Here is a 14,050-nt window from a genome sequence, read left to right as displayed (position 1 = left end):
GGTCGAGCGTGAGCGAACGGCCCGAACGTGAGCGGCTGTGTCCGAGGGCCCCGTCGCCGGTTTGTTGCTGGGGACAGGGGCAGCCGCTGGCGGGAAGGACGTCCCTGGTGCCAGCAACAACCCCTGACACCAGCGACAACCCGTAATGCCAGCGACAACCCGCAACGCCGGCGTCGGGACTGGGGCTCAGCCAGGGACTCAGACGAGCGACTCGCGCCAGGCCTCGTGCAGGCCGGCGAAGTGACCGTCGCCCGCGATCAGCTCGGCGGGCGAGCCGTCCTCGACGATCCGCCCCTGTTCCATCACCAGCACCCGGTCGGCGATCAGCACGGTGGACAACCGGTGGGCGATGATCATCGCTGTCCGGCCCGCCAAAATCGAGCCGAGAGCCACCTGCACGGCACGCTCCGACGGGATGTCCAGCGACGCCGTCGCCTCGTCCAGGATCAGCACCGCAGGGTCGGCCAGGAACGCGCGGGAGAACGCAACGAGCTGACGCTGCCCGGCCGACAACCGACCGCCGCGCTTGCGGACGTCGGTGTCGAAGCCCTGCGGCAGCGCACGGATGAACACCCCGGCGCCGATCGCATCGGCGGCCGCCTCGATCTCGGCGCGGCTCGCCGACGGCCGACCCAGCGCGATGTTGTCGGCCACCGACCCCGAGAACAGGAACGACTCCTGGGTCACCATCACGACGCCGCGGCGCAGGTCGGATGTCGACAGGTCACGGACGTCGATGCCGTCGAGCGTCACCGAACCCGCCGTCGGGTCGTAGAAGCGGGACAACAGCTTTGCGAGCGTCGACTTGCCGGCTCCGGTCGAGCCGACGACGGCCACCGTCTGACCGGCCGGGACGTGCAGATCGAGCCCCGGGATGATCGTCCTGCGCTCGGAGTACGCGAACGTGACGTCCCGGAAGTCGAGCCGCCCCTCGATCCGCTCGCCCAACGGAGTGGGTCGTGCCGGATCGGGAACCCCCGGCTTCTCCTCGAGCAGACCGGAGATCTTCTCCAGCGCGGCCGTCGCCGACTGCAGGCCGTTGTAGAAGTACGCCAGTTCCTCGAGCGGGTCGTACATCCGGCGGACGTAGAGCAGGAACGCCGCGAGGTCGCCGACGGAGAAGGAACCGTCGATCACCCGGACCGCGCCCAGCACCATGACGACCGTCAGCGAGATGTTGCCGATCAGCCGGAGACCGGGGGTGTATATCGCCAGCACGACCATGCTGTCGCCGGTCGCCTTCGAGTAGTCGTCGTTCAGGTCACCGAAGATGGCCTTGTTGCGCGGCTCCCGACGGAACGCCTGCACGGCGCGCATCCCGTTCATGGTCTCGGCGAACTGGGTGATGACGGCCGCGATCGCGCTGCGCGTCCGGCGATAGATCTTCTGCGAACGCCGCTGGTACCAGCGGGTCAGGAAGGCGATCGGGATGAACGCGGCGAAGGCGATCAGCCCCAGCTGGACGTCGTAGACGATCAGCGTGACGGAGATGAACAGCACCGAGAGGATGGCGTTGGTGAGCTGGTCCAGGCCTTCGCCGGCCAGCTCCTGGAGGGTTTCGACGTCGCTGGACAGACGCGAGATGAGCTTTCCGGAGGTGTACTTCTCGTGGAAGTCGATGCTCAGCCGCTGTGAATGGTCGAACACCCGCTCCCGTAGCTCGAGCAGGACCGCCTGGGTGATCCGGGCGCTGTAGCGGGTGAACACCGCGCGGCTGAGCGCGTTGAGCACGCCGGCCAACAGGTACCCGGAGGTGATGACGACGATCGGGGTCGCATCGCCCCGGACGAGCGCCGGGATGGCCAGGTTGATGCCGGCGGCGACGATCAGCGGACCGGCGAGGAAGGTGAGCTGCTCGACCAGGGTGATGAGCAGCAGCACGAACAGCTTGCGGCGGTGCGGACGGACCAGCGATCCCAGCAGCCGACGCGACCGCGCCTGCAACCGGACACCCGCCTCGGCGCTCACCTCGGCGGTGTCCTCGGCGGCAACGCCGCGCCACTCCGCGTCGGAATCGGTCGCCACTGCGGCGTCGGGGTCCGGGGCGTGGCCGGGGCGCAGCGGCTCCTGCGGTGGCTGCGGGGCGCTCATCGGTGGTCCTCGGAGGGGTCGGGTGCGGGCGCGGCGTGGGTTTCGGGGTTCGCCTCGGGGTCGAGTACGTCTGCGCGCAGCTCGCCGGGTGGGCCGAGCTCGTCGTCCAGTTCGGTGGCGAGCAGGTGTCGGTATTCAGGGTTGTTCGCCATCAGCTCGCTGTGCCGCCCGACCGCCGTGATCCGGCCGCCGGAGAGCAACGCAACCTGGTCGGCGAGCATCACGGTCGAGGCGCGGTGCGCGATCACCAGCGAGGTGGTGGTGCTCAGCACCGACCGCAGCGCCGACTCCACCTGCGCCTCGGTGTGGATGTCCAGCGCCGACAACGGATCGTCCAGCACGAGCAGCGACGGTCGTCCGACGACGGCACGGGCCAGCGCCAGCCGTTGACGTTGCCCACCGGACAGCGACATGCCCTGCTCGCCGATCCGGGTGTCCAGCCCCCAGGGCAGGTCGTCGACGAAGTCCGCCTGGGCGATCTGCAGCGCCTCGCGGACCTCTGCGTCGGTGGCCTTCGGCCGGCCGAGGGTGATGTTCTCGCGGACGGACGCCGAGAACAGGATCGGTTCCTCGAAGGCGATCGACACCCGGTCGCGCAGGTCGGCCAGGTCCAGATCGCGCAGGTCGACGCCGTCGAGCAGGATCGAGCCTTCCGTGACGTCGTAGAGCCGCTCCACCAGCGAGGTCAGGGTGGTCTTGCCCGTGCCGGTCGCGCCGACCACGGCCATCGTGCTGCCCGCGGGAACGTCGAGATCGAGTTCGCGGAAGATCGGCATGCTCCCCGGCCGGGCGTCGGCGAAGTGGAACCCGACGCCGGCGAACCGCAGGTGGCCGGAACGACTCGACGGGCGCTCCGGGCGCGGCGACGACTCGATCTCCAGCGGCGCGTCGAGCACCTCGAAGCACCGGTCGGTGGCGGCGGCGGCGTTGTTGGCCTCGGTGAGCAGCCAGCCGATGGAATCGATCGGCCAGCGCAGGGCCATGGCGATCCCGAAGAACGCGAGCAGATCACCGACCGTCATCGTCCCGTCGGCCACGTGGTGGACGCCCAGGAAGAGCACGACGGTGAGCGCGATCTCCGGCAGCATGATGATCACCGCCCAGAGCAGGCTGATCACCTTGGCCTTCGTCAGCTCGGTCGTCCGCAGATCCAGGGCCTTGTCCAGGAACTGCCGTCCGAGATGACCGCTGCGACCGAAGGCCTTGATGATGCGGATGCCCAGCACCGATTCCTCGACGGTGGTGGTCAGATCGCCTGCCTGGTCCTGCGACCGGCGGGCGAGCACCTGGTAGCGGTGCTCGTAGCTGCGGGTCAGGAGGACGAGCGGGATCGCCAGCGCGGCCACGATCAGGCCCAGCGGGACCGAGATCGTCAACAGGATGACGACTCCGACCACGAACGTCATGATGTTGACCAACAGGAACACGGCGCCGAAAGCCACGAACCGGCGGATGGTGCTCAGGTCGGACGAGGCGCGGGTGATGAGCTGCCCGGCCGGCTACCGGTCGTGGAAGCTGACCGGTAGCGACTGCAGCTTCTCGTAGAGCCGATCCCGGATGCGTTGCTCGATCCGGACCGCGGGGCGCGAGGAGAGCAACCGGCGCACGTTGAACAGGACCGCTTCCAGGATCCCCAGGACCAGCAGCACGATGCCGGGCCACCACAGACCGCTGGGGTCGCCGTTCTTGATGGGTCCGTCGACGATCCAGCGGATCAACAGCGGGAAACCGAGGCCGGCGAGCGAGGCGAGGGCGGCGAGCACTCCCGAAGCGATGAGAGCGGGGAGGGCCGGCCGGATGAAGGGCATCAGCCGGCGCAACGACTTGAGGACGTTGGTGGTCCCGGGGTTGGTCGGAGGACCCACGGAGTCTTCCGTGGGATCTGGAACGGGGAGGGTGGCGGCGGCAGTCATGTCGGTCTCAGGTTAGATCTCGTCTCCGACGGTCCCGAAACGCTTTTCGGGTGGCCCGGCATACGAGGGGCGAGGTTCCGCCCGTGGGAATGATCAGCTGCCCGACGGTACGACCTGCAGCACGGTTGAGGTCAACTCGGCGAGGGACTCGCGGCGGCCACGGCCACGGTCGAGCAGGTCGAGCCCGGCGGCCCCGTTGCGCCGAGGGTGGAACCGTGCGATGTCCTTCGGCTGCGGTGGTGAACAATCTCGACGTGGAGATCACGCTGTTGCTGTGCGGCCTCGCGATCGGTGTGCTGGTCTGCGCCTGGCTGGCCGAGCGGTTCGACGTCCCCGCACCGTTCCTGCTCATCCTGGTCGGCGTCGGCGTGTCCTACGTCCCCGGTGTGCCGGTGGTCGAGCTGACCGAGCACGTGGTGCTGTTCGGGTTGCTGCCGCCGCTGCTCTATGCCGCGGCGCAACAGACCTCGCTGGTCGACTTCAACGCCAATCGCCGGCCGATCCTGCTGTTGTCGGTCGGGCTGGTCATCTTCACGGCCGTCGGGGTCGGACTCGTCACGCACCTGTTGCTGCCCGGCGTGAGCTGGTCGGTGGCACTGGCGATCGGTGCTGTGGTGGCGCCCCCCGACGCGGTGGCGGCGACGGCGATCGGTCGCCGGATCGGGCTGCCCCGGCGGATCGTGACGATCCTGGAGGGCGAGTCGTTGCTGAACGACGCCACCGCGCTGGTGGCCCTGCGGACGGCGGTCGCGCTCTCGGTGGGCACCGGCCTCGATGCGGGCGGGGTGACGCTGGACTTCGTGATCGCCGCCGGTGGCGGGGTGGCGATCGGGCTGGTCTTCTTCGTCGTGGTCGCCAAGATCCGCCGGCACCTCACCGATCCGGTGCTGGACAGCGGGTTGTCGCTGGTCGTGCCGTTCGCCGCCTACGTCGCAGCGGAGGCGATCCACGCCTCCGGGGTGGTCGCCGTAGTGGTGGCCGGACTGCTGCTGGGACACAAGGCGCCGGTCGTGCAGACCGCGCAGTCCCGGATCGCCGAGCGGCTGAACTGGCGCACCATCTCCTTCATCCTGGAGAACGCCGTCTTCCTCCTCCTCGGGTTGCAGGTGCGGTGGATCCTCGAGGGAGCGGCCGCCGGTCCCATCGCAGGCGGGCGCATCGCCGTCATCTGCCTGGCCACCCTCGGCGCCGTCATCGTGCTGCGACTGGTGTGGGTGTTCCCCGCCCGATACCTGCTGGTGCGTCCGCGGCCCGATGTCGACGGCCACAAGCCGCCGCTCGCGTTCACCTTCATCCTGGGCTGGGCAGGGATGCGCGGCGTCGTCACCCTGGCCGCCGCGTTCGTCATCCCCGAGGACACTCCCAACCGGGAGGTCCTGCTGATGATGGCGCTGACGGTGGTGGCCGGAACTCTGTTCCTGCAAGGGTTGTCGCTGCCGTGGCTGGCGCGGCGCCTGCGGGTGCCCGGGCCGGACCCGGCGGAGGACGCACTGGCCAGGGCCACCCTGCTGCAGCAGGCGTCGAAGGCGGCGCTGCACCGGCTGGACGAGCTGGAGTACCACGACGCCCAAGGGGTCGTCGAGTTGATCCGGCAGCGACTCGATCAGCGCAACTTCGCCGCGTGGGAACGGCTCGGGACGGTCTCCGACCAGGAGGCACCCAGCGAGACATATGCCCGTGTCCGCCTCGAACTGCTCGAGGCGGAGCGTGCCAGGGTGCTCGAGATCCGCGGTACCGGCACGGTTCCGTCCGAGGTGGTCGCCGATGTGCTGGCGATGTTGGACGTCGAGGAGTCGATGCTCGACATGGCGACCGAGGAGCGACGTGACCTGAGACCGACGAGTTCGATCCGGGCCACCGGTGGGACGTGCGACGATCTCGACCGGTATCCGGTGGACGACACCCCGACGGTCGATTTCTGCCAGCGGTGTCTGGACGAAGGAATGACCTCGGTGGCGCTACGCCGCTGCCTGGAGTGCGGCAACGTCGCCTGCTGCGACTCCTCGATCGGTCGGCACGCCACCGCGCACTTCCACGACACCACCCACCCGGTGATGCAGTCCGCCGAGCCGGGTGAGGACTGGCGCTGGTGCTACGTCCACCACAAGACGGCCTGAACGCGCCCCGTTAGGCTGAACCGGACATGATCACCCGACGAGAAGCTGCGGTCCGGCTCGACATCCCTCCGGAGATGGCCCTGCGCAACGGACTGCCGGCGCGGATGTCCGAGGCCGAGGTCGCCCGGCTGGACGCCGACCCGCCGGCCTGGCTCGGCCAGTCACGCGCCAACCGGACCGGCCGGAAACCGGTGTGGGTCGAGTTGACCTGCGATGTCTGCGGGAGCTCCGAGACAGCCCGACCGAAGAAGTGGTGGCCGGCCTTCACCTACGTGAGCTGCGACACGCATGATCGCGACAAGTTGCCCGACGTGGCAACAGGTTTCGTCCGTGGCGACTACCCCGGCGTCGGCACGCACTTCATCGGGATCCTCGACGAGGCCATCGAGCGCTGACGGTCGAGCGTATCGGCGCGGAGACAGGCAGGCGATCAGCGCTTGCGAGTGCCGCCGAGCAGGACGTCGTCCCAGCTGGGCATGGACGGCTTCGCCGACTTGGCCGAGCGGGAGGCGGGGCGAGCGGAGCTGTGGTCGGTGCCGGTTCGGGCGATCTGCTCGCGGGGGGAGTGATCAGGACGGGCGCCGGCGCGTTCGTCCTCGACCGTGTCGGCCACGAGCTGCTCCGCGTCGGATTCGACTCCGGAGGAGTTCGGTTCGGTCGCCGTCCGGGCAGCGAGGTCGCGGTCCGGAATCCGAGCTGTCCGATCGGCGGCAGGCTCGTCGCGTGCGACGGCGCTCGATGATGCAGGCGTCGGCGCCACCTTCCCCAGGACCGGCGCCGCAGGTGCCGCAGTGGGGCCGGTGACCAGTGCGCGCCCGAAACCGGAGGTCCCGCCGGCCTGGACCGTGCGCAGCGGCGAGCGTTCCGGCCGGACGAGCTCGGTGGCGATGTCGTTGCGGGCGATCACCGTGCCGCCGCCGGCGATCGGGTGATAGGTGAACTCCGCCGTGTTGCGGCTGCGTCCGACGCTCCAGCGAGCGGTCAGCACCCAGCCGTCCGGCGCGCGATGGGCGTCCCAGTCGACCTCGGTGGCCTGGCCCAGATCGGCCAGTCGGGCGGCGATCACGTCTCGCACGGGAGTGGTGATGGCCGAACCGTCGATCATGCAGACCGTAGCGCGGGCGGCCATCGCCGATCGCTCCATGAGCACCGGATGTGCGAAGGTCTCGATGCGGTTGATCGACGTGCCGGCCTGCTTGGCCACTTCGGCAACGCTGGCGCCGGCGCGGATGCGGGCCTGGATGTCGCGCGGCCGGAGCTGCGATTGCAGCTCGATCTCGAGCTGGCCGATGCGGCTCAGATCACCGCGAGCGGCCGCGCGCAACTTCTCGTCGGCGGCGACCGAGAACTCCTCGCCGTTCAGTGGGTCGTGGCAGACGATCCGAGCACCGTCCTCGTTCAAGCCGAGGACATCGAGTTCCCGCACCTACTCACCTCTTCCGCCGAGCCGTGTCGCCCAGACTACGCACGACGACGAGGGCGCCGCCGCTGCCACGCCGGGCGCGTCCGAGGAGATCGGAAGAGCTCGGCAGGGCAGCGACGGCGCCCCAGGAGCCTGTCGTCGACCGGAGGTCAGACCGCGACTCGACCGCACAGGTGGACGGTGATGCCCAGGGCGTCGAACGCTGCGGCCTTGGCGATGAGCGCCTTGTCGGCCGTGGCGGCGTCGGGTGCGTAGACGACGTTGAGGTGGTTGGCCTTGTGCTGGGCCATGAGCTGGTCGCGGTCCACCCCGTGCAGTACGGCGTGCATGATCGGCCACTCCTTGTCGGTGGCGTCCAGACGTCGCTGGGTCTCCTCGGCGGGCAGGGCGACGGCCGTTCCGCGACCCAGGTCGGCGTGCAGCACGTCGTCGGAGATGTAGACCCGCGACCAGACGATCTCGCCAGGCTTGGACACGCCTGAGAGGGTGCCGCCGCCGAGCGGGAAGAACATCTTCGGCTGACGCATCGAGTACGACTTGTCGTACCCGCCGTTGTGCGAGGCCGGCACCGAGCCGGAGATCTCGAACACCCAGACGAACTCGGTCGTCCCGTCGGAGAAGGCGTAGTCCTCACCCCACCGGATGTCGTGCAGGGTGGTCGCCGGGTCGAGGCCCATGGCCAGCCAGATCCGGTTCGTCACCAGGGAGTCGACCGCCACGCCCTCGTCGACCTCGTTGAAGTGCGGGAGGGCGGCGCCGGCGAACAGCTCGCGGGAGCCGTCGCGGGAGGTGACCGGCGGACGTTCGACGTTGTTGAGCAAACCCTCCACCAGGTCGGAGGCCGGGACGGTGTCCTTGAGACCCTGCTGGTACTGGATACCGACGGCGTCGAGCCCGTAGTCGTCCGAGATCCGCAGCGCCGCAACGTACATCTTGAACTGGCTGTGCAACTGTGCGTCAGTCAGCTCGGTCGCGTCGTCGGTGCCGGTGCGGAAATCGAGGCCCGCATCGTCCAGCCAGCTGCGGACTCGGGCGGCTTCCTCGTCGGTCACCTTGTTCATCTCGGCGACGAGCGCCGACTGGCTCAGGCGCTCCTTGAAGATGCCCAGCGGGGCGAGCAGCGCGTCGTCGAAGATCGCGTTGTACATGCCCATGCAGCCCTCGTCGAACACCCCGATGATGGCGCGGTCGACCTGCAGCTGGTGCGCAACTGCCTGTCCCAGTTCGGTTTCCGGTGAATCAGTGAGCGCGGGCAGATCCTGGACATGACTCAGGTCGTGCTCGATCGTGCCGGTCTCCAGCCAGGTCTTGAGGTTGTCCAGAGCCCACTGGTCGGTGAAGTCCTCACTCCAGAGGGTGGAGTAGGCGCGACCGGCCTTGGTGAGCGAGCCGGCGAGGTTGAGCATCCCGACCAGGCCGGGGAACCGCCCGGACCAGTTGGCCACCAACAGGATCGGTCCGCGATGGGAGAGCAGTCCGGCCAGCACGAACTGGCTGTACTGCCAGACCGCGTCGACGACGATCAGCGGGGCGTCGTACGGGACGTTCCGGAACGCCTCGATACCGGCCCGCTGGCTGTCGATGAAGCCGTGGCCCTTGACCGGATCGATGTCGTGCCCGCGACGCACGGTCCGCCCGAAGGACTCGACGGCCTTGCCGACGTCACCCTCGAGCTGCTGTTGGGTCGGCCAGCAGATGGTGTTGGCAGCCGGCCGGAGGTCGCCGCTGGCAACGGTGTAGACCACGCCTGCCTCTGCCTCTGGACGACTCACGGCGGTGGGGAGGGTGTAGCTGGCCATCGTTGGCGCTCCTTTGCCTGTGCTGCTCGGTTCATTCGCTGTTCAGGTGCCCTGTCGGGCTCGAGGCGCTGCAGTCGGCGGCCGGATGGGCGCCGATCGGTGTCCGAGCACCGCGGGGGGACACCTCCGATGAATCAACGGATCCCGGTTCCGGTGGCGTCACCGGATCAAGGGTGTTGAGACCATCCGGCGACTGATCCCCGTCGTGCCTGACACGTTTCTCTCGGTACGGTGCCTGAAATCGATTACTTCGTCAAGCTCACGCTGGTTGAATCCGGTACTCGGGACGCTGGGGGCAACGACCGCACCGTCCACGTCGACAGTTTCCCAGCACCGCCGTCGTCCACGAGGACAAGAGCGCTCAGGACGGGAGCGGGCGCAACCGCAGCTCGTGCATGCCGCCGTCGACGGCGATCGAGGTGCCGGTGGTCGACCCGGAGAGCGGCGAGGCGAGGTAGAGCACCGCCCTGGCGATCTCGTCGGCCGACACCAGACGACCGTGCGGTTGACGGGCGTTCAGGGCCGCTCGCTCGGCCGCCGGGTCGGCCGCCGAGTCCAACAGTCGGCCGATCCAGGGGGTGTCCGCGGTACCGGGGTTGACGGCATTCACCCTGATCCCCTCCCGCAGGTGGTCCGCGGCCATCGATCTGGTCATCGACAGCACGGCGCCCTTCGTCGCGCTGTAGAGGACCCGTTCGGGCAAGCCGGCGGTGGCGGCGATCGAGGCGGTGTTGACCACGGCCGCGGAGGACGAGCGTCGCAGCAACGGCAGCGCGGCTCGCAGCACCCTGGCCATCCCCAGCACGTTGATGTCGAACACCCGGTGCCACTCGTCGTCGGAGTTCGTCTCGACCGTCCCCTGGGCGCCGATCCCGGCGTTGTTGACGACGAGATCGAGCCCACCGAACCTGCTGCCGACCTCCTCGATCGCGGCGCGCACCGAACGGTCGTCGCTCACGTCGCAGGTCAGCGGCAACGATGGCTCCGGTGCGCCGGCGGGATCCCTGTCCAGGACGGCAACGGTGGCGCCCGCTCCGGTGAAGGCTCGGACGATGGCGGCCCCGATCCCGGAGGCGCCCCCGGTCACCACGGCCTTCAGGCCGGCCAGCTCGCCGACCGGCGGCGCCGGCTCGGTTGCCGGAGTCGGTCGCCGGGTGGCATCGGGGTGGGGGGGCTCGGGGTGGGACCGTTCGGGATGGGACATGGCGCCTCCTTGCGCTGGAACTGATGGTGATGATCATCTTGACCAGACAAACATCGGATGTATAGCGTACCCATGGACCGGGTCGCAGTGATGGCGGTCACTGGAGCACCACCGCTGACCCGACGCAGACCAGATCGACTTCGATTCCCGGTGGCCACGCGGCCGTCGCGCACCAGCAGGAGCACTCGACGATGAGCACCGTGACCAGGGCCGAGACGATCGATGTCCGGTTCCCGACGTCCACCACGCTGGACGGGTCCGATGCGATGAACCCGGATCCCGACTACTCCGCGGCATACCTGATCATCGAGACCGATGCCGACGACGGACTGTCCGGTCACGCCTTCGTCTTCACCATCGGACGGGGCAACGACATCCAGCTCGCCGCGATCCGTTCGCTCGCCGACACCCTCATCGGCCGCGAAGTCGAACCGCTGCTCGCAGACCTCGGAGGGTTCTGGCGCGAGCTGGTGCACGACTCCCAGCTGCGGTGGCTGGGCCCCGAGAAGGGCGTCATGCACATGGCGGTCGGCGCCGTGGTCAACGCCTGCTGGGATCTGGCGGCCAAGCGCGCCGGCCTCCCGCTGTGGCAGCTGCTCGCCCAGCTCTCCCCGGAGCAGATCGTCGATCTCATCGACTTCCGCTACCTCACAGACGTCCTCACCCCGGAGCGGGCGCTCTCGATCCTGCGGGCCGCCGAGCCCGGCCGGGCCGAGCGCACGCAGTACCTGGTGGACAACGGTTACCCGGCCTACACCACGACCCCCGGCTGGTTGGGCTACTCCGACGAGAAGCTCGCCCGGTTGTGCCGGGAGGCCGTCGCCGACGGCTTCAGCCAGATCAAGCTGAAGGTCGGCGCCGACGTCGAGGACGATCGTCGGCGGATGCGGATCGCTCGCGACACGGTCGGTCCGGACATCAGGATCGCCGTCGATGCGAACCAGCGGTGGGAGACAGCAGAGGCGATCGAGTGGATGCGGCAGCTGGCGGAGTTCGACCCGGCCTGGATCGAGGAGCCGACGAACCCGGACGATGTGCTCGCGCATGCCGCGATCGCCAGCGGGGTGGCGCCGATCCCGGTGGCCACCGGTGAGCACATGGCCAACCGGGTGATGTTCAAGCAGTTCCTGCAGGCGGATGCGCTGCAGGTGCTGCAGATCGATGCCACCAGGGTGGCCGGCGTCAACGAGAACATCGCGATCCTGTTGCTGGCAGCCGTCTTCGGGGTGCGGGTCTGCCCGCACGCGGGCGGCGTCGGGCTGTGCGAAGCCGTCCAGCATCTGTCCATGTTCGATTTCGTCGCGGTCTCGGGCACCCAGGACGACCGGGTCATCGAGTTCGTCGATCACCTGCACGAGCACTTCGTCACCCCCACTGTGATCAAGGAGGGTCGCTACCGCGCTCCGCTGGCGCCGGGTGCCGGGACCGAGATGCTGCGGGCCTCGATCGACGCCTACACGTGGTCGCCCTGATGAACCTGTCCTCAGGCCTCGCGGCGATGACGCCGCTGGGATACGGCGCCGCGAACGTCGGCAACCTCTACCGCGAGGTGTCCGACGAACAGGCACACGCTGTACTGCAGGCGGTCTGGGACTCCGGCGTCCGCTACTTCGACACCGCACCGCACTACGGGTTGGGCCTGTCCGAGCGACGACTCGGTGCCTTTCTGGCCACCAAGCCGCGGGAGGAGTTCGTGGTCTCGACGAAGGTCGGCAGACTGCTGGTGCCGCAACCGAATCCGGACGGTTCCCTTGATCTGGAGGCCGACTTCGCGGTTCCCGCTGACCTGCGGCGGGAATGGGACTTCACTCGGGCGGGCATCGAGCGCTCGGTGGAGGAATCGCTGCAGCGGCTGGGTCTTGACTCCGTCGACGTGATCTACCTGCACGACCCCGAGCGACACGATCTGGACCGCGATCTGGAGTCGGGGCTCGCCGCGGCCGCGGCGCTGCGCGATGCCGGTGTGGTGCAGGCGATCGGTGTCGGCAGCATGACGACGGCGGCACTTGCCGCTGCCGCCGGGACCGGGCTGGTCGATCTGTTGATGGTGGCGGGTCGGTACACCCTGCTCGACCGTTCCGCTGCCGCAGTGCTGGACACCTGTGCCGAGCGGGGGATCGGGGTGGTGGTGGCTTCGGTGTTCAACTCCGGTCTGCTGGCCGTCGACGAGCTCGGACCCGACGCGCGCTACGAGTACGGCCCGGTGCCGCCGGAGCTGCGACGTCGACATCACGAGCTGGCCGCCCGCTGCCGGCAGTACGGGATCGCCCTGGCGGCGGCGGCGCTGCAGTTCGGAATGCGGCATCCGGCCACCCGCTCCGTGGTCGTCGGAACCGCCCGAGCGCACCAGTTCCGCGCCAACGCGGCCGCATTCGCGGCCGACATCCCGGCCGAGTTCTGGGCCGAGCTCGTGCGCGAGGACGTCCGGGCGGCGGACTCTTACATGGTCTGACCGACGACGTGGTCCCGCAGCGGGAAATGATCGCCGGTCACCGCCAGTCAGAAGCCGTAGATCCGAACTGCGTTTCCGGACAGGATTGCCTGCCGATCGAGCGCCGCCAGTCCGGCGAGGGTGTCCGTGGTGGTGGACCACGTTCGTGGGTAGTCGCCGGCGAGCAACGCGACCGGCCAGTCGCCACCGACCATCAGCCGGTCCGGGCCGAACGTGACCAGCGCATGGTCCACGAACGGCTGCCAGGTCTCGGAGTTCCAGCCGGGAGCCGAAACTGTGCCGAGTCCGGAGATCTTCGCCAGCACAGCGGGTTCGGCCGCCGCGGCTGCGAGCAGATCGCGCCAGCGTCCCGCGTCGCCACCGGCAATGGGGGGCTTGCCCAGATGGTCGAGGACGATGGTCAGACCCGGATGGCGCCGCGCCACCTCAGGCACCAGCTCCAACAGATCGAGCCGCTCGGCGACGGCTTCCCAGATCAGGCCCTGCTCCGCCAGCAGGTCCAGACCGCGCGCCACGTCGGGCCGTAACATCCACCGGGGATTCGGATCGTCGTGGATGGGATGTCGGACGCCGCGCAGCAGGTCGCTGCCATCCGGGCCACGACGGAGCTCATCGATCTCTGCTAGCAGAGCCACCGTGGCCTCCCGGTCCTCCAGGGGAAGCCATGCAGTCACCCTGGCGGGCAGGTCCAGGTGGCGGGCGGTGTGCAGCAGTAGTCCGACCTCCGCCGGGTCGCTGGCGGCCTGGACGAGCACGATCCCGTCGACGTCCGCTGCCTGCAGGTGTGGTCGCAGTTCCGTGATCGGGTAGGTCCGGTTCAGCAGCGGCTGCTGGGGTCCCAGCCAGGAGTAGGAGACCGGAGGATGGCCGTGTGGGCCGTCCTGCTCCAGATGCCACAGATGGACGTGGGTGTCGATCGCCCGCGGGAGGTTCTCGGCGGAGCTGACGTCGCTGGTCACCGGAAGAGTCTTGCATCCGCCGGTGCCCGGGCGGCCGACTCGTGAGAGCATCCTGCCAACCCACCGGCGAGCAGCCGACGGTGCGAGGAGAG

The 14,050-nt window shown here is 69.1% G+C and carries 10 protein-coding genes and 1 pseudogene; 4 read left to right on the top strand and 7 right to left on the bottom strand.

All coding sequences use genetic code 11. The annotated features are described in order from the left end of the window. Positions 1–198: 198 nt before the first annotated feature. The 3 genes and pseudogenes from ABLG96_RS18035 to ABLG96_RS18025 all read right to left on the bottom strand — a co-directional run. Positions 199–2,091: an ABC transporter ATP-binding protein gene (locus ABLG96_RS18035; RefSeq protein ID WP_353648700.1), complete on the bottom strand. Its 1,893-nt coding sequence runs from the start codon at positions 2,089–2,091 to the stop codon at positions 199–201. Then, a complete protein-coding gene (locus ABLG96_RS18030; RefSeq protein ID WP_353651576.1) occupies positions 2,088–2,867 on the bottom strand; it encodes an ATP-binding cassette domain-containing protein in 780 nt (259 codons plus the stop codon). Before ABLG96_RS18030 ends, ABLG96_RS18035 begins: the two co-directional genes overlap by 4 nt. Positions 2,868–3,068: 201 nt before the next feature. After that, positions 3,069–3,899: pseudogene (locus tag ABLG96_RS18025) on the bottom strand (ABC transporter ATP-binding protein); the annotation flags it as partial. A gap of 359 nt (positions 3,900–4,258) precedes the next feature. On the opposite strand from ABLG96_RS18025, the gene ABLG96_RS18020 reads away from it, so the two are divergent. After that, entirely contained in the window at positions 4,259–6,121 is a 1,863-nt protein-coding gene (locus tag ABLG96_RS18020; protein WP_353651575.1) for a Na+/H+ antiporter, read from the top strand. A gap of 26 nt (positions 6,122–6,147) precedes the next feature. Beyond that, the gene (locus ABLG96_RS18015; RefSeq protein ID WP_353648699.1) at positions 6,148–6,516 is read left to right on the top strand and encodes a hypothetical protein; all 369 of its coding nucleotides are present in this window, start codon (positions 6,148–6,150) and stop codon (positions 6,514–6,516) included. Positions 6,517–6,551: 35 nt separating this feature from the next. Here the strand turns inward: ABLG96_RS18015 and sepH are convergent, their stop codons facing one another. The 3 genes from sepH to ABLG96_RS18000 all read right to left on the bottom strand — a co-directional run bounded on the left by sepH (position 6,552) and on the right by ABLG96_RS18000 (position 10,547). Further along, entirely contained in the window at positions 6,552–7,547 is a 996-nt protein-coding gene (sepH, locus tag ABLG96_RS18010) for a septation protein SepH (protein ID WP_353648698.1), read from the bottom strand. Between the two features lie 146 nt (positions 7,548–7,693). Next, on the bottom strand, positions 7,694–9,343 hold the full coding sequence (locus ABLG96_RS18005; RefSeq protein ID WP_353648697.1) for a fucose isomerase: 1,650 nt from the start codon (positions 9,341–9,343) through the stop codon (positions 7,694–7,696). Positions 9,344–9,704: 361 nt separating this feature from the next. Then, positions 9,705–10,547, bottom strand: a complete 843-nt coding sequence (locus tag ABLG96_RS18000; RefSeq protein ID WP_353648696.1) for an SDR family oxidoreductase — start codon at positions 10,545–10,547, stop codon at positions 9,705–9,707. A 191-nt stretch (positions 10,548–10,738) separates the two neighbouring features. Here ABLG96_RS18000 and ABLG96_RS17995 point away from each other — a divergent pair, with 191 nt between their 5' ends. Beyond that, positions 10,739–12,019 carry an L-fuconate dehydratase gene (locus ABLG96_RS17995; RefSeq protein ID WP_353648695.1) on the top strand — a complete coding sequence of 427 codons (1,281 nt, stop codon included), beginning with the start codon at positions 10,739–10,741 and terminating at the stop codon, positions 12,017–12,019. Then, positions 12,019–12,999, top strand: a complete 981-nt coding sequence (locus ABLG96_RS17990) for an aldo/keto reductase (protein WP_353648694.1) — start codon at positions 12,019–12,021, stop codon at positions 12,997–12,999. Before ABLG96_RS17995 ends, ABLG96_RS17990 begins: the two co-directional genes overlap by 1 nt. A gap of 47 nt (positions 13,000–13,046) precedes the next feature. On the opposite strand, the gene ABLG96_RS17985 is transcribed toward ABLG96_RS17990, so the two are convergent. Next, positions 13,047–13,958, bottom strand: a complete 912-nt coding sequence (locus ABLG96_RS17985; protein WP_353648693.1) for an amidohydrolase family protein — start codon at positions 13,956–13,958, stop codon at positions 13,047–13,049. Between the last annotated feature and the right edge of the window lie 92 nt (positions 13,959–14,050).

This window comes from Nakamurella sp. A5-74, from assembly GCF_040438885.1.
Lineage (GTDB): Bacteria > Actinomycetota > Actinomycetes > Mycobacteriales > Nakamurellaceae > Nakamurella.
Note: the sequence above shows the minus strand (reverse complement) of the source record. Positions and strands in the feature narration are given on the sequence as shown.